This window comes from Klebsiella sp. LTGPAF-6F, assembly GCF_001753185.1.
GTDB classification, from domain to species: Bacteria; Pseudomonadota; Gammaproteobacteria; order Enterobacterales; family Enterobacteriaceae; genus Klebsiella; species Klebsiella michiganensis.
On sequence record NZ_CP017450.1, the window covers coordinates 4,414,986 to 4,439,063 of the forward strand.

Sequence of the window (24,078 nt, forward strand, 5' to 3'; positions counted from 1 at the left end):
ATGAGCGCGGCGGTTAGTGGGTGGCGATTTCGAAGGCCATGCCGATATGGTCGATGCCGTCCTCGTCGTAAACCTCGGTCACCGGAACAAAACCGAAGCTGGCGTAGAATTTTTGCAGGTGCGCCTGGGCGCCAAGATAGATAGCCTTTTGCGGCCAGTGTTGCCGGCAGCTGGCCAGCGCCTGTTCCATCAGCTGATAGCCCAGCTTCTCGCCGCGCACCGCCTGGCTGACAATCACCCGGCCAATCACCACCGGTTCAAACTCATCATCGCTCTTGAGAATGCGCGCGTAGGCTACCAGCTCATCGCCGCGCCAGCCGAGAAGATGGCGATTCTCCCCCACCAGATCGTCGCCGTCGACGTCCTGATAGGCGCAGGTTTGTTCGACAACGAACACCGCACAGCGTAATTTCAGCACGGCGTAGAGCTGTGGGACGGTCAGTTCACCGTGGTGAAGATCCTGCCATGTAATCATCTGCGCTTCCTTAATTGATTTTAACCCTAAATAATTCAAGTGGCATGAAGGCGGCCAGCGAGCGAATCCCCTGGAGCTTACATGAGTAAGTGACTGGGGTGAACGAGTGCAGCCAACACACATGCAACTTGAAGTATGACGGGTATACTTTGTTTTTTGACTCACGCCCTAAGGACACTGGACGATGGAATTACTCTTTTTGGGGACATCCGCTGGCGTGCCTACCCGTACGCGTAATATGACGTCGATAGTGCTGAATTTGCAACAGCCAACAATGGCTGAGATGTGGCTGTTCGACTGCGGGGAGGGAACTCAGCATCAGTTTCTGCGCACCCCTTATCATCCCGGCAAGTTGAATAAGATTTTTATTACGCATTTACATGGCGATCATCTCTTCGGTCTCCCCGGCCTGCTGTGCAGCCGCTCGATGCAGGGTAATTCTCTGCCGCTGACGCTGTACGGACCGAAAGGGCTTAAAGCGTTCGTGGAAACCGCGCTGCGCCTCAGCGGTTCCTGGACCGATTACCCGCTGACGATTATCGAAGTCGGGCCGGGGCTGGTGCTCGATGAAGCCGGCTTCCGGGTCACCGCCTGGCCGCTCAACCACCCGGTCGAATGCTACGGCTATCGTATCGAACAGCATGATAAGCCGGGCACCCTTGACGCCGCGCAGCTTATCGCCGAAGGCGTGCCTCCCGGTCCGTTATTTCAGCGCTTAAAACAGGGATTAACGGTTGAGCTGGAAGATGGACGGCGGATTGACGGCAGCCGCTACCTCGGCCCGGCAACGCCGGGTAAGAAGCTGGCTATTTTCGGCGATACCGCCCCCTGCGAGACGGCGCGGGAACTGGCCTGCGGCGTGGATGTCATGGTTCACGAGGTGACGCTCGAACAGGCGATGGCGGAAAAAGCGAACAGCCGCGGGCATTCAACCAGCCAGCAAACGGCGTCGCTGGCGCACGACGCGGGCGTCGGCACGCTTATCGCCACCCACTTTAGCTCTCGCTATGACGCAGAAGGCTGCCAGCGTCTGCTGGCAGAGTGCAGAGAGATATTTCCGTCTACCGTGCTGGCGGAAGATTTCATGGCGTATAGAGTAGAATAAAAAAGCGGCGTACCGCGGCAGAGAGACGCCGCGAATACGCCAGCCATTACTCTTCAGCATAGCTGTTATAACGCAGAATAGATTTTAAATTGCGATAGCCCAGATAATCCTGGATCGAGTCGTCATCAATTCCTTTTTTTCCCAGCTCATAGCCGCACGCGTGGCGCAGCATCCTGGGATGAATATTCTGCTTCAGCTTCGCCAGCTCGCAGCACTCGCGAATAATTTGATAAAAACGCTGGCGCGTCATCTGATTGCCCCGGGAAGAGATAAACAGCAAATCATTATGAGCCGGGTAACACTCTCTGGCCAGCAGCCAGCGCTGTAATGAGATAATCTCTTTGGGTTGTAAGGGATGATACCCAGAGATACCGTGACGCGCCCGGCGAATATAAACCCGTTTTCGCGACAGGTCGACATCCCGCAAGGTCAAGGCGGTAATTTCGTTAATCCGACAACCGTGCAAAAAACACATCTGGATCATGCAGCTATTTCTTTCCGGGTGCGCACAATAATGTGCAGCAAGTACCAGACGCTCAACGTCCTTGACGCTAAGATATTCCGTATCTACCAGCATACGTTATTCCTTTTCATCCATTTGACAATAAAATTACTGATAGGTAAATGTCAGCTGTACAATAGACTCAAATTTACCCACCGTTGCTCCACCCCGGGTTGAATATAAACGGGCAGCCAGCGGGAATACGCCTTTCCCGGTACTGCCGTCGATAGCAATACTCATCTGGTCCTGATTTTTATAGAGAGTAGAGTGATCGCTACTGGTGATTTGCAGTGCGATATTCTGCGCCGCATCGCTGGCGGCCATATTGGCGAAATGTCTGGCATCATCAACGTCGATAACGCCGTCAAATTTCACCGTTGCTTTTGTTGTCCCCGCCGGGCAATTTTCGACATTCAGGTAAAAGGATTTCCACTCTGAAGCGTTGCCGGGCGTTTGAAAGTCAATATTCAGGAGTGGGCCAAAATTTACCTCTTGATACTTCGTGTCGGTACTGACGTCACAGGGGAGATAATAAATATTACCTTTAATATTCAAAGGGATCCCACCCGAGGATGAAAAAACAGGCAGCAATAATGCCAGCCATAGCGCCTTTTTCATTATCTACTCCTGCTATTCAATTTCTGCCTGAATGGTTGCCGTAGCGGTAAAGCCTCCGCCGCTGGGTAAATTCCCGGTGGTATTAATCGGATAAATTTTCATAGTGGTGTCCCCGGTCTGACTCGGGTAATTAAAATTGACCGGCAGCAGACCTGAAATGACCGGTATTTTGACGCCGGTAATATTTTCAATACGCACCGCAATGTCGCGATTGGTGGTCGCCAGCGCAGTGCTATCGTTAGTATCCGCCATCCCCTGGAACGACAGCGCGATTTTTACCCCGGCGGAAATATTGGTACAGGCCACCGTCATATTAACAACATGCGGAACGAAGTCCTTCGGCATCTGGCCCGCGGTTTTAAAATGGTTGGCGGCAATATCCTCAAAATCAATATTAATCGCTTTACCGGTATTAATCTCACAGGACTGTGGAACCGTTACCGACCCGCTCATTGAAATTTGCGTCAGGGGGATACCGCTGTAGCTGCCGGTTTTTCGCGTCCCGTAGACACTCAGGATAACTGTCGGAGGGATCGTCACCTGGCCTACAAAAGGCCGGGTAAAATAAAGCGAAATATATCCCAGTGACCCTGTATCAAAAATGGCGCCGCCGGGATTACAGGCAAAACCTTGATTATTCTGATTACTCTTATCCTCAATCGGCGTAGGAATATATTTATTAACACCCCCGGCAATAAATAACTCGGTGGCAATTTCCAGGTATTTATTTAGCTGGTAATAATTTAATCCATTGCGGCTTTGCGTCGCGGTAAGGCCTGGCACCGTGGCTTTAAAATACGTCACCCCGCTGGCGCTATCACAATCACACTTTGCCTTGTAGGTTCCCCCGGTACTCCAGCGGTACAAACGGGGAAACTCCATTCCGGCCTGATTTTGTGAGGGATTAGTAAAGCTTTCAATAAATGAAAAGCTATCCTGAAAAGGCGCCCCGCCATTACCGGTATTCTGACACCACCCGGTTGCCGCCATCGCCTGCGGCGCGATCGCCAGGCCCGCTAATATTCCCCATGAAAATCGTTTCATTGTCTCTGCATCCTTTCGATTATCGGCATTGCGCCTGGGCCACAATAATGCCGGTAAGTTCTTTTGCTGACGGCAGCGCATAGTGGATCTGGCAGCGTTCTTGCGCCCCGGAGCCCCACTTCACGTTGAGTACGCCGTTAGATTCCAGTCCGGTCAGGTAGACCTGCCCGCCATCGCCAACGATAAACGCCTGCTCAGAGGATGCCGCCCCGGGGACGCTGACCATGGCTCCGAAAGGCAGGGGTTGCCCGTTCTCCTGGCGTACCGTCATCAGTACCCGGTTACCCACGCTGGTGGCATAATTTGCGCGAACCACCGCCCCACGGGTTGGTACGACCGTCTGCGTCGCCAACTCAAGGTCGACATCGTCCGGCATCGTCGTGGTATCGAGCGTCAGGATATTCTTACGATACGGCGAGGCGTAAGGCACTACGGTATAGCCTCGCCAGTCGGTTCTGACCCCTGTCTGGCTATTCACGCCGACGCCGGCGGCGCCGGGCGCCTTGATGAGAGCGACGGTTTCGCCGAAAGGCTGGCCCAGCGTCAGGCCGTTTTCATGTACCAGCGCTCCGCCGCGCAGGGCGTAGTTCAGCCGATGGCTGTATTTATCATGGCTGTAGCCGCCGGTAAGTTCAGCATAGGTTGCACGCCAGTCCGCATTGACGCTGCCGCTCTCCCCTCTTCCCTGGCTGGTGTAGCCTTCCTGCACGCTCCAGCTCAGGTTATTACGCTCCAGCAAGGTGCCGGAGAGGCCCAGATTGTTGCTGGTGGAGCCATTTTTGCTGCTGTTCAGGGAGTAGTTGGCATAAACCGGCTTCGGTAGCCATTCCCCCAAAGGCACGCTGATGCTCAGTGCAAAGAGGTGATCTTCGTCATTACGCTTACCGGTGTTCTGGTCGGTAGTATTGCGGTTATAGCTGTAGTTCATGCTATAGCTGATGCCGCGCCAGCTGTTGTTGTATCCGACGCCCACTGACTCCATGGTGCGGCTGGTATTCCAGTAGTCCTCGCGGATATAGCTCAGCGACAGCGATCCCATTTCTTCGCCAAGGCTTTGGCTGATCGTTACCTCCCCGCGGTTGCGCCGCCGTTCAATAGAAGGCGTGTAGTTGTCATCCCGATAGGTATCCAGCACTTCCTGCATATCCCAGTAACCGCTGGTCGCATAGCGATAGCCTGCCAGGCTTACGTTAGTTCCCAGACCCGGGAGATCTTTGCTGTAACGGAGACGTACCGACTGCCCGCTCTCTTTATCTTTATCCTGTCGGGTCGACCAGGCCTGGATGATATCGGTCGATACGGCGCCCAGTTCACCGAGGTTTTTCCCCATTCCCAGCGCCACCGACTGATATTTACTGCTAAACTGGCCGCCGCCGTACAGGGTTAACCCCCAGGGCAAGCCGTAAATTGCCGTCGCCTGCGTGAGGGGCGTTTCGTCAATGCTGTTGTCATAGGCGCGATACACGCCGGAGGTCACGCTATATTTCAGACGCCCTTCGCGCTGCAGGACAGGGAGAGAAGCGTAAGGTACGATCAGGTTCTGCTCGCTGCCGTCCGCCTCTTTGATGGTGACGGCTAAATCACCCGAGCCGCCGGTCGGGTACATATCGGTAATTTCAAAAGCGCCAGGCGCGACGTAGGTCTGGTAAATCTCATAGCCGTTCTGGCGAATAATGACCTGAGCATTAGTGCGCGCAATCCCGCGAACGACGGGCGCGTAGCCGCGCAGGCTTTCCGGCAGCATATCGTCATCGGAAGCCAGCATCGCCCCGCGGAAGGGAACGCCCTCAAAAACGTCGGCGTCCGTGCTGCTATCGCCCAGCGTCATCACCCCCTGTATCGATTTGATGTTGCGCTGCGCATAGGTATAAACCGTGTCCCAACTATTACTGGACTCTCCCCCGCTGCTGCTGCGCGACCAGGTCGTGTAGTTACGTAAACGCCACGGCCCGACGTTGATACCGGGGCGCAGGTTAACGTATTGGTTATCGCTGTCCGGCGCATCGTTCTGACGTGACCAGTTATTTGCCCCGCTAAAGGAGTAATTCAGCAGGATCGCCGGCACCCCCTCATCCCACTGTTTCGGATCCACCCAGCCGCGGGCGGCGCTGGCTACCGCCGCCTGCGGGAAGCTCAATAGCAGGCGCTGCTGGCTGAAGCGAAAATCGGATTTTGCCTGCGGTATCACGCTGATATCCGCGCAGCCGGGCGTTCTGCGGCCCAGCTCTGGAAATTGGGAGACGCGCACGCCCCATTCGGCCAGATCGTCTACCGTCAGGCAAGGCTGTAATTCCGTTATTCCTGGTCCTTTGCTCTGCTGAAAAACCACATCGCGGGTGTCCATAAAAACGTTATTAAGATAAATATCTACCCGATAGGTCCCCGGCAGCTGTCCGCCAGCCTGCTCGTAAGCGGATAAATCCCTGACGCCCGTATGAGGGCCGTCCATTTCCAACAGGGCCGGGTTAAAAACCTCCCGCGCCAGGACATCTTCACACAGCGGTAGCAGCGCAACGGCCAGAGCGCCGGCTATCCGGTTAAGCCGCCATTTATTATGATTATTTTTCATTTTCCCTGGAACTCCCTGGCCTGAAAGCCTTTACAAATTCGCGTGGTGCAGCGCGCCGGTACCGCCATAATCGTTAATCAGTTTCCACTGCAAAGCGCCCGCGCTGACGCCCGGCAGTTGAAAGCGCGCCGTTTCCCCCGGCCCTACCCAATTGGCCTCTTTAACTTCGGCGCCCCCCACTTTGACCTCGGCAAAATTCATATAAAAGGCGGTGGGATTCATGACCTGTAGCGTATTGCCGCTGCGCGTCCAGCGAAGCTGCTCCGTCACCATCTCCGGCGTTCCTTCAATGGATTTAGGTCGATAAATTAATTTGATGCGCGTTTTGATAGCGATCTGTAGGGTATTGGCGCCGGCTTTAGCCTGCGAGGAGGGAATCGCTTTGATGTTCATCCAGAACATACTTTCTTTATTTTCCGGTAAGCCGCCGCTGTAAATTACCCGCAGTCGGGTTTGCTGCTCGCCCTCAAGGCGAAATAAAGGCGGCGTTAACAGAAATGGGGCTGCGCCCTTATTACTTTCAACCCAGCTTTGAATGAGATAAGGCGTAGCATCATTATTAGTTACGCTCAGTGAGGACTCTTTTTTACCGCCGGGATAAATCAGACGAGTACCGCCGGTCACCACGCCCGCATGCGCCGCAGCGCCGACCAACAGCCATCCAGCTATTAGCACTTTCAGGTATTTTTGCATCTCCAGCTCCCTGGAAAAGCGAGCCACATAGGGCTCGCTAACACTGTCATTTAGACGGAAAATTAGTTATAGCTGATGGTAAAGTTGGCTGTACCGTCAGCTTTACCCGCAACGATAGTGCTTTCAGTCTGGATATAACGGACGCGGAACGGCAGATCGATATTGCCGGTAGCGGGGATGGTCAGGCTGGCAGAACGCGTATAGAGCGGCAGCGTCGCGTTGCTGCTGGCGTCAACCAGCTGCAGGGCCACGCCTTCGGCAACGGCAGGATCGGTACCCGCTCCGGTCAGCTGCAGTTTATCATTATCACCGTTGACGTTAGCGCCGGAGAACAGTACCGATGCTTTGGTGACGGTAGTCGGGCAGTTTTCCAGTTTAATCGCGAAATTCTGTTCAGCCGCAGTAGACCCCGTACCGCTAAACGCGGTCTTGGCAATCTGCCCCATCTGAACTTCCAGCGGGTTGGACAGGTCGTTCACCACGTCGCAGCCCGCATCGATGATATCGCCGATAAACTTCACCTGACCGTCATCCGCCAGCGCAGCACCAGAGAACGCCGCGCAACCGGCGACAACAGCAGCAAGTAATGTTTTTTTCATGATTTATCCTTTTCAATGCAGTCGATGCATTAACTTATAAGCGCAATACCCTGCGCATCCTTTTATTTACGTTTGATATTAATAACGCAACAAAACATTGACCCATGAAATGGATATAATATTTTGAAGTGGTCATTATGTATCAATATGACCACTTCAATTAATTAGAATATAAATTGCCAGGGAAGGCGTTTTTGATTTCATATTTATCAGGAAAAATCCCAATAAACACGATAAAAAGCTAAAGAATGAGAGGCGGAACAAACCATACATAAAGCCAATTAAAACAATTAAAAAATAAATGACACCTATACTTAATATAACTATATGAAAATAATAGTAAAAAATATTGTTAATCATAAATTGACATTGTTACTACCTGTGGATAGCATAGGAGTCAGTTTGATACAAAATGACTATTCCGTTTACCAAACCTCTCTAAACCTCGCATCATTACTGGCTGTATAGATAACCGTGTGCTGAATATTCCGATGTCCCAGAAAGTCCTGAATTAATCGCGTATCCACCCCCTTATTAGCCAGCGCGAAACCGCATGCGTGGCGCAGCATATGCGGATGCGCGTTAATTTCCAGCTGGGCGACGAGGCTCAGGTTCTTCATCATCTGGTATATTCTCTGCCGGGATAAAGGCTGGCCATTTCGTGACAGAAAGAGCCAGCCAGAATTATTTCCGGGATAATTATTACGCACGCGCAGCCATTCGTTGAGTACTTTTACCTCTTGTTTATAAATAGGATGAGTGGTTGAAAAGCCGTTCTTCAGTCGACGAATATAAATGACCCCGCTTTGAATATCGATATCAGAGAGCTTCCAGTGACGAATTTCGCTCACTCGACAACCATGATTAAAACACATCCACAGTAAACAGACATCGCGCTCCGGGTTTGCTCCCCGCCTGGCCGCTTCAACCAAACGCTGAACCTCCCCGACAGTCAAATGCTTACGTCTTGTTTTCATTCACTTTCTCCATCTACAAAACACAATAGCGTGCGTAGTAATAATAGTACGGAAAATAAGAGGATGAGTGGAAACGTAAAGTGAGATTAATATGATAAAAAGCATGAATAATACGAAAAAGAGTAAAGAAAGCGCCTGGCGCCTTTGCGTAGATAAAAAAAGGACCGCCGAAGCGATCCTTTTCTCTGGCTAAAGATAGCATTACATCAGCGGCGTAGCCAATTGTACGATGCTGATGAGCGGCTGCGGCCAAACGCCCAGCACCAGCACCAGCAGCGCGGAGATGAGCACCACGATGCCTCCGGCACTGTACTGCCAGTTAGACGGCGCATCGCGATTCAGTTTCTCCGGCGCGCTCAGATAGAGGCTCACCGCCACGCGCAGGTAGTAGTAGAGGCCAATCGCTGAACCCACCACTACCGCGCCGACCAGCCACCACAGGTGCGCATGCACGCCCACCGCCAGCACGTAGAACTTACCGATAAAGCCCAGCGTCATCGGAATACCGGCAAGAGACAGCATCATCACCGTCATTACCGCCGACAGAATCGGACGATGCCAGAACAGGCCGCGGTAGGAGTAGAGCGAATCGGCATCCGGGCCGCGGTACGGGCTGGACATCAGGCTCACCACGCCGAACGCGCCGAGGCTGCTGAACAGGTACCCTGCCAGATAAACGCCCACCGCTTCCATCGACATCTCACCGCTCTGCAGAGCAATCAGCGCCACCAGCAGATAGCCAAGGTGAGAAATGGAAGAGTAGCCGAGCAGACGTTTAATATTGGTCTGGCTCAGGGCCATCAGGTTCCCGAAGATAATCGAAGCAAAGGCGATCAGGCCCAGCACCACGCGTACCGCCTCGCTGTCGCCCACCGGCATATAGAGGAACAGGCGCATGACCACGCCAAAGATGGCGATTTTACTGGCGGTCGCCAGGAAGGTGGATACCGGAGCAGGCGCGCCCTGGTATACGTCCGGCGTCCACAGATGGAACGGCACCAGCGACAGCTTAAAGCCGAGACCGACAATCATCAGACCGAGACCAGCCAGCAGCAGCGGCTCGTGCAGCATGCCATCCGTCAGGCTCTTACCGAGCGCCAGGAAGGAGAGGTTACCGGAGTTGGCATACACCAGCGCCATACCGAACAGCAGAAACGAAGAGGCAACGGCGGACAGAATCGTGTATTTGATACTGGCTTCCAGCGAACGTTTCTGGCGGAAGGCGTAGCCCACCAGGCCGAACAGCGGCAGCGAAATCAGTTCGATGCCGAGGAACAGCGCCGCCAGATGGTTAGCGCCCGCCAGCAGAATGCCGCCCAGCGCGGCGATCAGCACCAGAAGATAGAACTCTTCTTTGTTGTCCTTGTAACCCTCAAGCCACGGGTAGGCGAAAGTACAGGTGGCGAGGCTCGCCAGCAGCACCAGCCCGGTATAGAGCATCGCGTAACCGTCAACGCGAATCAGCGGCGTGACGTCCATCGCTCCGTTCTGACCCACGAACCAGAGTGATATCAGCGCGGCGTTCAGGCCGAGAACCGACAGCGTGGCATTGAGGAAATGATTGCGTCGCCACGCAATGGAGAGCATCACAACCACCACCGTCAAGCCGACGATCAGCAGCGGTAGCAGTGCGATCAGTTGTTGTGGAGTTATTGTCATGGCGAATTACGGCCTTGTAGTAGAAACAGAATTAACAAACCACTGCTGAATGTTGCTCATCGCAGAGTGCGAGGTGTCCAGAATCGGCTGCGGGAAGAAGCCCAGCAGCACCAGCAGAACGACCAGCAGCAGGATGATCGACAGTTCACGCAGGGACATTCCCGGCAACGCTTTCGCGGCGATTTCGCTTTTTGCTTTACCAAAGTACGCGCGATGCAGCATCGACAGCGAGTACACGGAAGCGAACACCAGACCAAAGGTCGAAATAACGGTAATCACCGGCACGGTTTTATAGCTGCCGAACAGAATCATAAATTCGCCGACGAAGTTACCGGTACCCGGCATCCCGAGGGTCGCGACCGCAAAAAACATCGACAGCGCGGGCAGCCACTTGATCTTGCTCCACAGACCGCCCATCTGACGCATATCGCGCGTATGCAGTCTCTCGTAAAGCTGACCGCAAAGAATAAACAGGCCGGCAGCGGACAGACCGTGAGCAATCATCTGAATCACCGCGCCCTGATAAGCCAGCTGGCTGCCGGTGTAGATAGCAATCAGCACGAAGCCCATATGGGAAACGGAGGTGTATGCAATCAGACGCTTGATATCGTACTGGCTAAAGGCCATCCACGCGCCGTAGAAGATACCGATGACGCCCAGCCACATCGCGATGGGGGCAAATTCGGCGGAAGCGTTCGGAAACAGCGGCAGCGCAAAACGCAGCAGGCCGTAGGCCGCGGTTTTCAACAGGATCCCCGCGAGGTCAACGGAACCCGCGGTCGGCGCCTGAGAGTGCGCATCCGGCAGCCAGCCGTGCAGCGGAACCACCGGCATTTTTACCGCGAAAGCGATAAAGAAGCCCAGCATCAGCAGGTATTCCACGCCGTGGGACATCGGCGTCTTCAGCAGCTCTTCATAGTTGAAGGTCCATACGCCGGTAGCGTTGAAGTGCACAAACGCCAGCGCCAGGATGGATATCAGCATCACCAGGCCGCTCGCCTGGGTATAAATGAAGAACTTGGTTGCCGCCGTGATACGCGTTTTACCGTCGGAAGCCTTATGGCCCCACAGCGCGATCAGGAAGTACATCGGCACCAGCATCATTTCCCAGAAGAAGAAGAACAGGAACAGGTCGATAGCCAGGAATACGCCGATCACGCCGCCCAGGATCCACATCAGGTTAAGATGGAAAAAACCCTGATATTTCTCGATTTCGCGCCATGAACAGAGCACCGCCAGCACGCCCAGCAGCCCGGTCAGCACCACCATCAGCAGCGACAGACCGTCGATAGCCAGATGAATGCTAATCCCGAATCGCGGGATCCACGGCATCACGAATTCCGACTGCCACTGCGGAATACCGGTAGATTGCGTGAGAGAATAGCCGCCCTGCATCCACAACTGCAGGCCAAGCAGAAACGTCAATCCCATAGTGATCAGCGCGATCCAGCGCGGCATCTTCACGCCAAAGCGTTCAGTCTGCCAGCACAGGAAGCCGCCGATGAAGGGAATTAATATTAGCCAGGGTAATAACATGGCGATCTTTATTCCTTGTTAAAGTCCCGTTCAGGACCGATTTTCAACGAATTCTCACAGAAAATTCACTTCGGATTGCGGGTGTTATTGCCCGGCAGCGCTATGCTTGCCGGGCCTACTGCTTGTAAGTCGGGTTAACCGACAACGCCCACAATCCTCAAACTCAGCGCAATACCATCAGCAGCGCCAGCACCACGACAGCGCCGATGCCCATAGAAGCAACGTACCAGCGCAGATAGCCGTTCTCGCTCACCACCAGGCCTTTGCCTGCGAAGCGGGAAAGGATCGCCGGAATGTTCATCAGGGCATTCAGCGGATCGCTCTTCAGCAGCCACGCCACGCCGAGGAACGGCTTAACGAACACCTTGTCATACAGCCAGTCAAAGCCCCAGGCGTTGTACCACCAGGTACCGAGCAGACGACCCGGCGCGCTGTTGGCAATCGACGTTACCAGCGTGCGTTTACCCAGCCACAGCCAGGCGGCAATCAGAATACCGGCGATAGCAATCACCCCGGAGGCAATTTCCAGCGTCATGACGCGTCCGTGTTCAAGCTCGGTGGTCTGCGGCAGTACGCCTTCCAGCGGCGGCACAATCAGCGCGCCAACGAAGGTCGAGAGCACCAGCAGCACAATCAGCGGCAGATGATGGGTAATCCCCTTCCCTGCGTGAGCGTGAATTTGTTCTTTGCCGTGGAACACGATGAAAATCATACGGAAGGTGTACAGGGAAGTCATAAACGCCCCGACCAGGCCGGCAACCATCAGATTCAGATGACCGTTCGCCATCGCGCCCGCCAGAATCTCATCCTTACTGAAGAAGCCTGCCGTCACCAGCGGCAGCGCGGACAGCGCCGCGCCCCCCACCAGGAAGCAGACGTATACCAGCGGAATAGACTTACGCAGGCCGCCCATCTTGAAGATATTCTGTTCGTGGTGGCAGGCCAGAATCACCGAACCGGACGACAGGAACAGCAGCGCTTTAAAGAACGCATGGGTCATCAGATGGAAAATCGCCGCATCCCACGCCTGCACGCCGAGCGCGAGGAACATGTAGCCAATCTGGCTCATAGTGGAATACGCGAGCACGCGTTTGATATCGGTCTGCACCAGCGCGGCGAAGCCTGCCAGCACCAGCGTTACCGCTCCGACGATACCCACCAGATGCAGAATTTCCGGGGTCATCAGGAACAGGCCATGGGTACGCGCAATCAGGTAGACGCCGGCGGTCACCATGGTGGCGGCGTGGATCAGCGCGGAGACCGGAGTTGGGCCGGCCATCGCGTCCGCAAGCCAGGTCTGCAACGGCAGCTGCGCAGATTTACCCACCGCGCCGCCCAGCAGCATCAGGGTTGCCCACCACAGCATGTTATTACCGGCCTCGAAGTGCGCAGGCGCCAGTTCGACCATTTCGCGGAAGTTCAGGGTGCCCAGCTCGTTGTAGAGAATGAACAGCGCGAACGCCAGGAACACGTCGCCGACGCGGGTCACCACAAAGGCTTTCATCGCCGCCGCGCCGTTCTTCGGATCGGTGTAATAGAAGCCGATCAGCAGATAGGAGCACAGGCCCACGCCTTCCCAGCCGAGATACATCAGCAGCAGGTTATCAGCGAGCACCAGAACCACCATGCTGGCGATAAACAGGTTGGTATAGGCGAAGAAGCGAGAGTAGCCCTCTTCGCCGCGCATGTACCAGGAGGCGAACATATGGATCAGGAAGCCGACGCCGGTCACCACGGACAGCATGGTCAGAGAGAGACCGTCCAGCACCAGGTTGAAGCCGACGTTGAAGTCGCCCACCGACATCCAGGTCCACAGCGGCACGCTGACCGCCTGTTTGCCGTTGGCGAAGAAGTCAACGCCGACAAACGCCGTGACCAGCGCCGCCAGGCCTACCGAGCCTACCCCCACGGTGGCGGATAAGTTTTCCGACCAGCGGCCGCGAGAGAAGGCCAGCAAAACAAAGCCAATCAATGGCAAAAGAATGGTTAAGGCAAGCATGTTCATCCGCGCAACTCACTTACTGAATCGATGTTCAGGTTCTGGCGACGACGATGGAGCTGCAGCAGCAGCGCCAGGCCGATACTCGCTTCCGCGGCGGCGAGGGTGATGGCGAGGATATACATTATCTGGCCATCGGTCTGGCCCCAGTAGCTCCCTGCAACCACGAAAGCCAGCGCCGCGGCATTGATCATGATCTCCAGGCTAATCAGCATAAACAGCAGATTGCGGCGGATGACCAGCCCCGTCAGGCCGAGGACAAACAGGACAGAGGCGAGGATCAGTCCATGTGTTAAGGGGATCATGCGTGTTCCTCCGTTTTTCTTTTATCGCTGTCGTTCGGACGGTTGCTCAGCACTTCCCCGACGCGCTCTTCACGGCCGATATGGAAGGCAACAACCAGGCCCGCGAGCAGCAGCATGGAGGCCAGCTCCACCGCCAGAACGTACGGACCAAACAGCGCAATACCGACCTCTTTGGCGTTAATCGCCGCGCCGTCGATACCCTGATCGTTAATGCCGAGGATGGCGTAAACGATAACCACCAGCAGTACCGCTGCGAGAATGGCCGGACCGATCCAGATCCCAGGTTTCAGCCACTGGCGCTCCTGCTCGATTTCGCTGCCGCCCAGGTTGAGCATCATCACCACGAACACGAACAGCACCATGATGGCCCCGGCGTAGACGATAATTTCCAGCGCACCGGCGAAATAAGCCCCTAAGGAGAAGAACACCCCGGCGATCGCCAACAGCGAAATGATCAGGTACAGCAGCGCGTGCACCGGATTGGTGTGGGTGATCACCCGCAGGGTTGCGAGGATGGCTATCAGGCCACAGATATAAAAAGCGAATTCCATTGCCCTCTCCTTACGGTAACAGGCTCTTGACGTCGATAGGCTTAGCTTCGTTCTCTGCTTCGCCCTTATCTTTGCCGTCGATTGCCATACCCGCCATCCGGTAGAAGTTATATTCCGGGTATTTACCCGGACCGGAAATCAGCAGATCCTCTTTTTCGTACACCAGATCCTGACGTTTGTATTCGCCCAGCTCAAAGTCCGGGGTCAACTGAATCGCCGTGGTCGGGCACGCTTCTTCGCACAGGCCGCAGAAAATGCAGCGCGAGAAGTTGATGCGGAAAAACTCCGGGTACCAGCGACCGTCTTTGGTCTCCGCTTTTTGCAGAGAGATACAGCCTACCGGACAGGCTACCGCACACAGGTTACAGGCAACGCAGCGCTCTTCGCCGTCCGGATCGCGCGTCAGCACGATGCGGCCACGGTAGCGCGGCGGCAGATATACCGGCTCTTCCGGGTACATCCGAGTTTCACGTTTGGCAAAGGCGTGCATCCCGATCATGCAGATACTGCGGACCTGGGTGCCAAACCCTACCAATAATTCTTTTAAGGTCATGGTCAATTCACCCCTTATTGCGCCTGCCAGAGAATGACAGCCGCCGTTACCAACAAGTTGATCAGCGTTAACGGCAGGCATACCTTCCAGCCAAAGGACATTACCTGGTCATAGCGCGGACGCGGTAATGATGCGCGGATCAAAATGAACATCATCATAAAGAACGCGGTTTTCAGCGCGAACCAGATGAAAGGAGGTAACCATGGGCCATTCCAGCCGCCGAAGAACAGCGTCACAATCAGCGCCGAAACGGTAACAATCCCGATATATTCACCGACGAAGAACAGACCGAACTTCATGCCGGAGTATTCGATGTGATAACCGTCAGCCAGCTCCTGTTCCGCTTCCGGTTGGTCAAACGGGTGACGGTGACATACCGCTACGCCCGCGATCGCAAAGGTCACGAAGCCGAAGAACTGAGGGATGACGTTCCACAGATGCGCCTGGTTGTTGACGATATCGGTCATGTTGAATGAACCGGCCTGCGCCACCACGCCCATCAGGGAAAGCCCGAGGAACACTTCGTAGCTCAGGGTCTGGGCAGAAGCACGCATCGCGCCAAGCAGCGAGTATTTGTTGTTGCTCGACCAGCCGGCGAACAGCACCGCATAGACCGCCAGACCTGCCATCATCAGGAAGAACAGGATCCCGATGTTCAGATCGGCCACCACCCACGTCGGGCTGACCGGCACAATGGCGAAGGCCAGCAGCAGCGAAGTAAAGGCGATCACCGGCGCCAGAGTAAAGATCACGCGATCCGAGAAGCGCGGAACCCAGTCCTCTTTAAAGAACATTTTGATCATGTCGGCGACGAGCTGCAGCGAACCGCCCCAGCCCACGCGGTTAGGCCCGTAACGGTTCTGGAACAGGCCCAGCAGACGACGTTCGCCAAAGCTCATAAACGCGCCGCAGGTCACCACCACCAGCAGAATCACTACCGCCTTAAGGATGCCTAACAGAATGTCGATGAGATCGGGAGTTAACCAACTCATGCTTTCGCCTCCTGCAGAGTATCAATACGCGCTCCGGTCAGCACCGGCGCAATCCCTGGCATGCCCATCGGTAAGCCAACCTGCCCTGCCGTCAGCCCCGCCGAGATTACCAGCGGCAGGCTAAGCGCCTGGCCATCAACGCTGAAGGAAACCATCGCCCCTTCGTTCACGCCAAGCTTCGCGGCATCTGCCGGGTTCAGCTTAACGTACGGCTGCGGCATGCGGCTCTGGAATACCGGAGCACGCTGCGACAGCTCGTCGCTGCCGAACAGATGGTAGTAAGGCGCGATACGCCATTTCCCTTCTTCAGCCTGGAAGCTTGCCGGTACCGCGGTAAAGTACTCAAGACCGCTGGCGGAGGCTTCAATCAGACGCACGCCCGGATCGCCGTGGCGCAGTTTACCGCCCACTTCATCCTGGAACTTGTTCCACGCCTGCGGGGAGTTCCAGCCCGGAGCCCAGGCAAAGGGAACTTGCGAGCGCGGCGCGGACGGCTGGTTGTTCCCTTCCATGGAGAAGGCAAACATGGTGTCTTTATCCTGCGGCTGACGGGGTTCATGCACGCTGATGTTGGCGCGCATCGCCGTACGACCGCTATAGCGGTGCGGTTCACGGGCCAGCTTCTGACCGCGAATGCGGAAGGTCGCATCCGGCGCGGCGTCTTTGATACCGGCCAGCTGCGGTAGCGCGGCAATGGCGGCGTCAATCACGTGGTCCAGCTGCGTCCAGTCAACCTGGCGGTTGTTAACGGTGCTGTGCAATGAGTGCAGCCAGCGCCAGCTTTCCAGCATCACGGTTTTCGCGTCGTAGTAGGCCGGGTCGTAAACCTGGAAGAAGCGCTGGGCGCGACCTTCGTTGTTGACCACGGTACCATCGCTTTCCGCGAAGCTTGCCGCGGAGAGCACCAGATGCGCTTTTTCCATAATCGCCGTACGCTGATGGTCAACCACCATGACCAGCGGCGCTTTCGCCAGCGCCGCGTCAACGCGGGCGGCTGAAGCGTGGCGGTGCAGGTCGTTTTCCAGCACGATAACCGCATCGGCGTTACCGGTCTCCAGTTCGCTCAGCGCCTCTTCAAGCGAGCCGCCGCCGATCATCCCGAGGCCTACGCTGTTTACTGCCCGGGCAACCATGGTCACGCCAACGTCAGCGCCGCGGCCTTTCAGGGCTTTCGCCACGTTGGCGGCGGCCTGAATTACCTCGATGCTGCCGGCGTTGGTTCCGGAAACAATCAGCGGTTTTTTCGCTCCGGCTAACGCCTGAACGATCACGTCGATTTTGCCTTTCAGCTCGCTGCTCAGCCCTTCGACCGCCGGCGCGCTATCGTCCAGCGCGTGGGCGATGGCGAAGCCAAGACGCGCCTGATCTTCCACCGGCGCGCGGTAGGTCCATGCGGCGATATCATCAAGACGCGTGTCGTCGATATTGGTCACGAACAGCGGATGCTTCGCGCGCTGGCCGATGTTAAGGATCGCGGCGATCTGCCAGTCGGCGACTTTCTGCGCCGCCGCCATTTCACGCGCTTTGCCTTTCACCGCCTGACGCACCGCCAGCGCGATACGCGCGCCGGTCTGGGTGATGTCCTCACCGAGGATCAGCACCGCATCGTAGGATTCAATCTCGCGCAGCGCCGGGGTATGAATACCGCCTTCGCGCAGCACTTTCAGCATCATCTGCAGGCGCGCCTGTTCGCCCTTGGCGATGCCGGTATAGAAGTTTTCGGCGCCGACCAGCTCGCGCAGCGCAAAGTTGCTTTCAATGCTGGCGCGCGGGGAGCCGATACCAATCACCTTCTTCGACTGGCGCAGAATATCTGCCGCCCCCTGCATCGCCTGTTCGGCGTTGAGGGCGATCAGATCGTCGCCGCGGCGCTGAACCGGCTGACGCGGACGATCTTTCAGATTGACATAGCCATAGCCGAAACGACCGCGGTCGCAGAGGAAGTAGCGGTTAACGGTACCGTTATAACGGTTTTCGATACGACGCAGTTCGCCGTAGCGCTCGCCGGGGCTGATGTTACAGCCGATGGAACACTGCTGGCAGATGCTTGGCGCAAACTGCATGTCCCACTTGCGGTTATAGCGCTCGGAGTGCGTTTTATCGGTAAAGACGCCGGTCGGACAGACTTCCACCAGGTTACCGGAGAACTCGCTTTCCAGCGTACCGTCTTCCGGACGGCCAAAGTAGACGTTGTCGTGAGCGCCGTAGACGCCCAGGTCGGTACCGTCGGCATAGTCTTTGTAGTAGCGAACGCAGCGGTAGCAGGCGATGCAGCGGTTCATTTCGTGAGAGATGAACGGCCCCAGATCCTGGTTGCGGTGGGTACGCTTGGTAAAGCGGTAGCGACGGAAGCTATGACCGGTCATTACGGTCATATCCTGTAAGTGGCAGTTGCCGCCCTCTTCGCACACCGGACAGTCGTGCGGGTGGTTGGTCATCAGCCACTCAACTACGCTTTCGCGGAACTGCTTCGCTTCTGCGTCGTCGATGGAAATAAAAGTGCCGTCGGATGCCGGTGTCATACAGGACATCACCAGGCGGCCACGCGTGTCTTCCGCGTTCTGATATTGCTTCACCGCACACTGGCGGCAAGCACCAACGCTTCCCAGCGCCGGATGCCAGCAAAAGTAAGGAATATCAAGGCCCAGAGAGAGACAAGCTTCTAACAGGTTGTCCGCTCCGTTGACCTCGTACTCTTTGCCGTCTACATGAATCGTAGCCATTAGCGTGCTTCCAAAATAAAAAAACCTTTAGATTACCAGCGCGTCTTAAGCAGGTTCGGCTGAATCCCGTTGATTGCATGGGTATTGCTGAACTGCTGTTTAATGCCAGCTTCGAATTCTTCGCGGAAATATTTAATTGCGCTCTGTAGCGGCTCAACCGCACCCGGCGCGTGCGCGCAGAAGGTTTTACCCGGACCGAGGAATCGACACAGTTGCTCAAGCGTCTCGATATCCCCCGGCTGGCCTTCGCCGCGCTCGAGAGCGCGCAGAATTTTCACGCTCCACGGCAGACCGTCACGGCAAGGCGTACACCAGCCGCAGGACTCACGGGCAAAGAACTCTTCCAGGTTGCGTACCAGCGGCACCATGCCAATCTCATGGTCAACCGCCATCGCCAGCGCGGTGCCCAGACGGCTGCCCGCTTTACCAATGCTTTCGAACTCCATCGGCAGGTCGAGATGCGCTTCGGTCAGGAAGTCGGTGCCCGCGCCGCCCGGCTGCCAGGCTTTGAACTTCAGGCCATCGCGCATGCCGCCCGCGTACTCTTCGAGGATCTCGCGCGCGGTGGTGCCGAACGGCAGCTCCCAGACGCCCGGATTCTTCACGCGGCCGGAGAAACCCATCAGCTTGGTGCCGGCGTCTTTACTGGTTGAAATGTTCTGATACCACTCGACGCCGTTGGCCAGAATCGCCGGAACGTTGCACAGGGTTTCAACGTTGTTTACGCAGGTCGGTTTGCCCCAGACGCCGGAGCTGGCCGGGAACGGCGGCTTCGAACGTGGGTTGGCGCGGCGGCCTTCGAGGGAGTTAATAAGCGCGGTTTCTTCGCCGCAGATATAGCGCCCTGCCCCGGTGTGCACAAACAGTTCGAAGTCAAAACCGGTGCCAAGGATATTTTTACCCAACAGGCCCGCTTCGGTCGCTTCGGCAATGGCCCGGCGCAGATGCTGCGCCGCTTCGATATATTCGCCGCGCAGGAAGATATAGCCGCGCCAGGCTTTCAGCGCGAACGCGGAGATCAGCATGCCTTCCACCAGCAGGTGCGGCAGCTGTTCCATCAGCAGGCGGTCTTTATAGGTGCCTGGCTCCATTTCATCGGCGTTACACAGCAGGTAACGGATGTTCATGGACTCGTCTTTCGGCATCAGGCTCCACTTCAGACCGGTGGAAAAGCCCGCGCCGCCGCGCCCCTTCAGGCCGGCGTCTTTTACCGCAGTGACGATTTCATCCGGCGCCATGCCGGAGAGCGCTTTACGCGCCCCGGCGTAGCCGTTTTTACTCTGGTATTCATCCAGCCATACCGGCTGTTTGTCGTCGCGCAGACGCCAGGTTAACGGATGGGTTTCGGCAGTACGAATAATGGTTTTCATTTATACCGCTCCAGGAGGTCAGGAATCGCTTCCGGCGTCAGATAACTGTGAGTGTCCTCATCAATCATCATGGTCGGCCCCTTGTCGCAGTTGCCCAGGCAGCAGGTCGGCAGCAGAGTGAAGCGGCCATCAAAGGTGGTTTGACCCGGTTTGATATCCAGCTTCTTCTCAATCGCCGACTGAATGCCCTGGAACCCGGTGATGTGGCACACCACGCTATCGCAGTAGCGAATCACGTGACGACCCACCGGCTGGCGGAAAATCTGGCTGTAGAAGGTCGCAACGCCTTCTACGTCGCTGGCCGGGATCCCCAGCACATCGGCGATAGCGTAGATTGCGCCGTCCGGCACCCAGCCGCGCTGCTTCTGAACGATCTTCAGCGCTTCAATGGACGCCGCACGCGGGTCTTCGTAGTGGTGCTTCTCGTGCTCAATCGCCTCACGCTCTGCCGCACTCAGCTCAAAAGCCTCGGTTTGTGGTTGTTGATTCTCGTGCATAATTAGCGGTCCACGTCTGACATAACAAAATCGATACTACCCAGATAGACAATCAGGTCGGAGACCAGACTGCCGCGAATAGCGGCCGGGATCTGCTGCAGGTGCGCGAAGCTTGGCGTGCGCACGCGGGTACGGTAGCTCATGGTGCTGCCGTCGCTGGTCAGGTAGTAACTGTTAATACCCTTGGTCGCTTCAATCATCTGGAAGGATTCTTGCGCCGGCATGACCGGGCCCCAGGAAACCTGCAGGAAGTGCGTAATCAGGGTTTCGATATGCTGCAGCGTGCGCTCTTTTGGCGGCGGCGTCGTCAGCGGATGATCCGCCTTGAACGGGCCTTCCGGCATGTTATCGAGGCACTGCTGAAGAATGCGCAGGCTCTGGCGCAGCTCTTCCACTTTCAGCATCACGCGGGTGTAGCAGTCGGAGACGCCACCGCCGGTCGGGATCTCAAAGTCGAAGTTTTCATAGCCAGAATAGGGACGCCATTTACGTACGTCGAAGCCGATGCCGGTCGCGCGCAGGCCCGCGCCGGTGGTGCCCCACTCCAGCGCCTCTTTCGCGTTGTAGGCGGCAACCCCTTTCGAACGACCGATGAGGATGGTGTTGCGCAGCGCGGCTTTCTCATAGGAATCCAGACGCTTCGGCATCCACTCGAGGAATTCGCGCAGCAGGCGATCCCAGCCGCGGGGCAGGTCGTGCGCGACGCCGCCGATACGGAACCAGGCCGGGTGCATACGGAAACCGGTAATCGCTTCCACCAGATCGTAGATCTTTTGACGGTCGGTAAAGGCAAAGAACACCGGCGTCATCGCCCCGACGTCCTGAATAAAGGTGGAGATGTACAGCAGATGGCTGTTGATACGGAACAGCTCGGAGAGCATCACGCGGATCACGTTGACGCGATCCGGCACGGTTATCCCCGCCAGTTTCTCAACCGCCAGCACGTAAGGCATTTCGTTAACGCAGCCGCCGAGATATTCAATACGGTCGGTATACGGAATGTAGCTGTGCCAGGACTGGCGCTCGCCCATTTTCTCGGCGCCGCGGTGGTGGTAGCCGATATCTGGCACGCAGTCGACGATCTCTTCGCCATCAAGCTGCAGAATAATACGGAACGCACCGTGAGCGGAGGGGTGGTTCGGGCCGAGGTTAAGGAACATGAAGTCCTCGTTTTCGGTCCCGCGCTTCATGCCCCACTCTTCCGGTTTAAAGGTCAGCGCTTCCATTTCCAGATCCTGTTTGGCTTTGGTCAGCTCAAACGGGTCAAATTCGGTGGCGCGCGCCGGGTAGTCTTTACGCAGCGGGTGACCTTCCCAGGTCGGCGGCATCATGATGCGGCGCAGATTCGGGTGACCATCGAAGGTCACGCCAAACATCTCCCAGGTTTCACGCTCATACCAGTTGGCGTTAGGGAACAGTTTGGTGAAGGTCGGCAGATGCAGATCGTTTTCAGACAAGGCAACCTTGAGCATGATGTCGCGGTTGCGGTCTATTGAAATCAGATGATAGAAAACGGAAAAATCCGCGGCGGGTAAACCGTCGCGGTGCGTGCGCAGACGTTCGTCCATGCCGTGCAGGTCAAACAGCATCACGTAAGGCTTCGGCAATTTCTTCAGGAAATCACCCACCTCAAGCAGCTGTTCACGCTTCACCCAAACCACCGGAACGCCGGTGCGGGTTGGCTGAACGGTAAAGGCATCCGGCCCAAAACGGTTGCGCAGTTCGCCGATCACCGGGTCATCAAGGTGATCGCGGGTTTGCCAGGCTGGTGCGGCGTCATGCGCGGTTAAATCGGTCATATTGTTCACCATTGCAAAAGGTCCGTGGTGACTGCCGGCGAGGCTTCGCGCTGTAGTAGATTGATTTGCGAAGTTTTTATCCCGCCCGCAGGCGCAAGTTAAATCTCGTCCGGAGTCCGCAGATTGGTCACTGCAATACGTTCGCCGCGTTTACGCTCGCGTTCCGACTGCATATTGGCGCGGTACACGCCCTGATCGCCAACCACCCACGAGAGCGGACGGCGTTCTTTACCAATGGATTCCTGCAGCAGCATCAGCGCCTGCATATAAGCTTCCGGACGCGGCGGGCAGCCCGGGATGTAAACATCGACCGGAATAAACTTATCCACGCCCTGGACGACAGAGTAAATATCGTACATTCCGCCGGAGTTGGCGCATGCGCCCATCGAGATAACCCACTTCGGCTCCAGCATCTGGTCATAAAGACGCTGAATGACCGGCGCCATTTTGGTAAAGCAGGTGCCGGCGACCACCATCAGGTCAGCCTGACGCGGGGAGGCACGTAATACTTCTGCACCAAAGCGCGCAACGTCATGCACCGCGGTGAATGACGTCACCATTTCCACGTAGCAGCAAGAAAGGCCGAAGTTGTAAGGCCAGATTGAGTTCTTACGGCCCCAGTTCACCATGTCATGCAAGGCGTGTTCGAGTTTCCCCATATACACGCTTTTATTGACTTCTTGCTCCAGGGGGTCGGTTACGATCTCCTGTTTTTGCAGGGGGTAACGGTCGTTCTCACCGTTAGGATCGATGCGGGTGAGCGTATAATCCATCTTATTGCCTCGCTTTTACTGCGTATGACGGTTAGTGGGACTGTCTGTTTCCGGGTTAACCAGCGTGCGACGGGAGCGCGCAGGCGTCCAGTCCAGTGCGCCGATACGAACGAGGTAAACCAGACCAGCCAGTAGCACTAAAATGAAAATTGCGGCTTCCACAAAGCCGACCCAGCCGCTTTCACGGATAGAAGTCGACCATGCGTAGAGATACAGGGCTTCCACGTCGAAGATAACGAAGAACATGGCAACCAGATAAAACTTCGCAGAAAGACGTAAGCGAGCCGAACCGACGGAGTCGATCCCGGATTCAAACGGCGTGTTCTTGCTTCGCGCGCGCGCGCGTCCGCCAAGGTACCAGCCGCCGACGAGCATCAGGCAGCACAGGCCGATAGCGATGATGAGAAATATAGCGAATGCCCAATGATGAGCGATGACTTCAGTGGATGTTGACATACGCATTGCTTAACCAAAAAAGTGTAGCGCTAAAACCCTCTGCTCTTACTGGCAGATGAACGCCACAGCGTTTCACGGGGAGGAATAAAAAAATAGCCGTGCAAAAAAGCGTCCCTGGGTGATGTGGAAGGCCAGTTGCGGTGGCTTTTTACTCCTTTCATTAACCTTTTGTCAACTTTAACAAAAGTTTTCACAACATTAATTTACATTGGATTTTTTTCATTAACATTAAATGCCCTTTCATGCGGAATAACCTTGCATACTGCTCGGCTTTAGTGTTGTT

The 24,078-nt window shown here is 56.0% G+C and carries 22 protein-coding genes; 1 reads left to right on the forward strand and 21 read right to left on the reverse strand.

All coding sequences use genetic code 11. The features are described from left to right. Positions 1-13: 13 nt before the first annotated feature. Positions 14-475 carry a GNAT family N-acetyltransferase gene (locus BJF97_RS20465; protein WP_004852808.1) on the reverse strand — a complete coding sequence of 154 codons (462 nt, stop codon included), beginning with the start codon at positions 473-475 and terminating at the stop codon, positions 14-16. A gap of 184 nt (positions 476-659) precedes the next feature. Here BJF97_RS20465 and rnz point away from each other — a divergent pair, with 184 nt between their 5' ends. Beyond that, positions 660-1,580, forward strand: coding sequence for a ribonuclease Z (gene rnz, locus BJF97_RS20470; protein ID WP_014839110.1), 921 nt, complete (start codon positions 660-662; stop codon positions 1,578-1,580). A gap of 46 nt (positions 1,581-1,626) precedes the next feature. On the opposite strand, the gene BJF97_RS20475 is transcribed toward rnz, so the two are convergent. From BJF97_RS20475 to nuoA, 20 genes are all read right to left on the reverse strand, one after another. Further along, positions 1,627-2,157: a tyrosine-type recombinase/integrase gene (locus tag BJF97_RS20475; protein WP_014839111.1), complete on the reverse strand. Its 531-nt coding sequence runs from the start codon at positions 2,155-2,157 to the stop codon at positions 1,627-1,629. Positions 2,158-2,190: 33 nt separating this feature from the next. Then, positions 2,191-2,700: a fimbrial protein gene (locus BJF97_RS20480; protein WP_014839112.1), complete on the reverse strand. Its 510-nt coding sequence runs from the start codon at positions 2,698-2,700 to the stop codon at positions 2,191-2,193. A gap of 12 nt (positions 2,701-2,712) precedes the next feature. Beyond that, the gene (locus BJF97_RS20485) at positions 2,713-3,744 is read right to left on the reverse strand and encodes a fimbrial protein (RefSeq protein ID WP_014839113.1); all 1,032 of its coding nucleotides are present in this window, start codon (positions 3,742-3,744) and stop codon (positions 2,713-2,715) included. 19 nt (positions 3,745-3,763) lie between these two features. Then, positions 3,764-6,313, reverse strand: coding sequence for a fimbria/pilus outer membrane usher protein (locus BJF97_RS20490; protein WP_014230247.1), 2,550 nt, complete (start codon positions 6,311-6,313; stop codon positions 3,764-3,766). A 30-nt stretch (positions 6,314-6,343) separates the two neighbouring features. Further along, on the reverse strand, positions 6,344-7,006 hold the full coding sequence (locus BJF97_RS20495; RefSeq protein WP_032694826.1) for a fimbrial biogenesis chaperone: 663 nt from the start codon (positions 7,004-7,006) through the stop codon (positions 6,344-6,346). 62 nt (positions 7,007-7,068) lie between these two features. After that, entirely contained in the window at positions 7,069-7,605 is a 537-nt protein-coding gene (locus tag BJF97_RS20500) for a fimbrial protein (protein WP_014230249.1), read from the reverse strand. 425 nt (positions 7,606-8,030) lie between these two features. Beyond that, on the reverse strand, positions 8,031-8,582 hold the full coding sequence (locus BJF97_RS20505; protein ID WP_014839116.1) for a tyrosine-type DNA invertase: 552 nt from the start codon (positions 8,580-8,582) through the stop codon (positions 8,031-8,033). 201 nt (positions 8,583-8,783) lie between these two features. Further along, the gene (gene nuoN, locus BJF97_RS20510) at positions 8,784-10,241 is read right to left on the reverse strand and encodes an NADH-quinone oxidoreductase subunit NuoN (RefSeq protein ID WP_004852828.1); all 1,458 of its coding nucleotides are present in this window, start codon (positions 10,239-10,241) and stop codon (positions 8,784-8,786) included. A 6-nt stretch (positions 10,242-10,247) separates the two neighbouring features. Further along, positions 10,248-11,777 carry an NADH-quinone oxidoreductase subunit M gene (gene nuoM / locus BJF97_RS20515; RefSeq protein WP_004104059.1) on the reverse strand — a complete coding sequence of 510 codons (1,530 nt, stop codon included), beginning with the start codon at positions 11,775-11,777 and terminating at the stop codon, positions 10,248-10,250. A 163-nt stretch (positions 11,778-11,940) separates the two neighbouring features. Continuing rightward, a complete protein-coding gene (gene nuoL / locus BJF97_RS20520; RefSeq protein WP_025106678.1) occupies positions 11,941-13,782 on the reverse strand; it encodes an NADH-quinone oxidoreductase subunit L in 1,842 nt (613 codons plus the stop codon). Next, on the reverse strand, positions 13,779-14,081 hold the full coding sequence (nuoK, locus tag BJF97_RS20525) for an NADH-quinone oxidoreductase subunit NuoK (protein ID WP_004104062.1): 303 nt from the start codon (positions 14,079-14,081) through the stop codon (positions 13,779-13,781). The genes nuoL and nuoK overlap by 4 nt, the downstream gene beginning before the upstream one ends. Next, the gene (gene nuoJ / locus BJF97_RS20530) at positions 14,078-14,632 is read right to left on the reverse strand and encodes an NADH-quinone oxidoreductase subunit J (RefSeq protein ID WP_014230252.1); all 555 of its coding nucleotides are present in this window, start codon (positions 14,630-14,632) and stop codon (positions 14,078-14,080) included. Before nuoJ ends, nuoK begins: the two co-directional genes overlap by 4 nt. Before the next feature lie 10 nt (positions 14,633-14,642). Further along, entirely contained in the window at positions 14,643-15,185 is a 543-nt protein-coding gene (gene nuoI / locus BJF97_RS20535) for an NADH-quinone oxidoreductase subunit NuoI (protein ID WP_004104066.1), read from the reverse strand. Between the two features lie 14 nt (positions 15,186-15,199). Next, a complete protein-coding gene (gene nuoH / locus BJF97_RS20540) occupies positions 15,200-16,177 on the reverse strand; it encodes an NADH-quinone oxidoreductase subunit NuoH (protein WP_004104068.1) in 978 nt (325 codons plus the stop codon). After that, entirely contained in the window at positions 16,174-18,900 is a 2,727-nt protein-coding gene (nuoG, locus tag BJF97_RS20545) for an NADH-quinone oxidoreductase subunit NuoG (RefSeq protein ID WP_014230253.1), read from the reverse strand. The genes nuoH and nuoG overlap by 4 nt, the downstream gene beginning before the upstream one ends. Before the next feature lie 32 nt (positions 18,901-18,932). Continuing rightward, positions 18,933-20,270: an NADH-quinone oxidoreductase subunit NuoF gene (gene nuoF / locus BJF97_RS20550; protein WP_004852841.1), complete on the reverse strand. Its 1,338-nt coding sequence runs from the start codon at positions 20,268-20,270 to the stop codon at positions 18,933-18,935. Continuing rightward, a complete protein-coding gene (gene nuoE, locus BJF97_RS20555; protein ID WP_004104075.1) occupies positions 20,267-20,767 on the reverse strand; it encodes an NADH-quinone oxidoreductase subunit NuoE in 501 nt (166 codons plus the stop codon). The genes nuoF and nuoE overlap by 4 nt, the downstream gene beginning before the upstream one ends. Before the next feature lie 2 nt (positions 20,768-20,769). Then, positions 20,770-22,578: an NADH-quinone oxidoreductase subunit C/D gene (gene nuoC, locus BJF97_RS20560; RefSeq protein WP_014230254.1), complete on the reverse strand. Its 1,809-nt coding sequence runs from the start codon at positions 22,576-22,578 to the stop codon at positions 20,770-20,772. Positions 22,579-22,664: 86 nt separating this feature from the next. Further along, positions 22,665-23,339: an NADH-quinone oxidoreductase subunit NuoB gene (nuoB, locus tag BJF97_RS20565; RefSeq protein ID WP_002913178.1), complete on the reverse strand. Its 675-nt coding sequence runs from the start codon at positions 23,337-23,339 to the stop codon at positions 22,665-22,667. A 15-nt stretch (positions 23,340-23,354) separates the two neighbouring features. Next, positions 23,355-23,801, reverse strand: coding sequence for an NADH-quinone oxidoreductase subunit NuoA (gene nuoA, locus BJF97_RS20570; protein WP_004123140.1), 447 nt, complete (start codon positions 23,799-23,801; stop codon positions 23,355-23,357). Between the last annotated feature and the right edge of the window lie 277 nt (positions 23,802-24,078).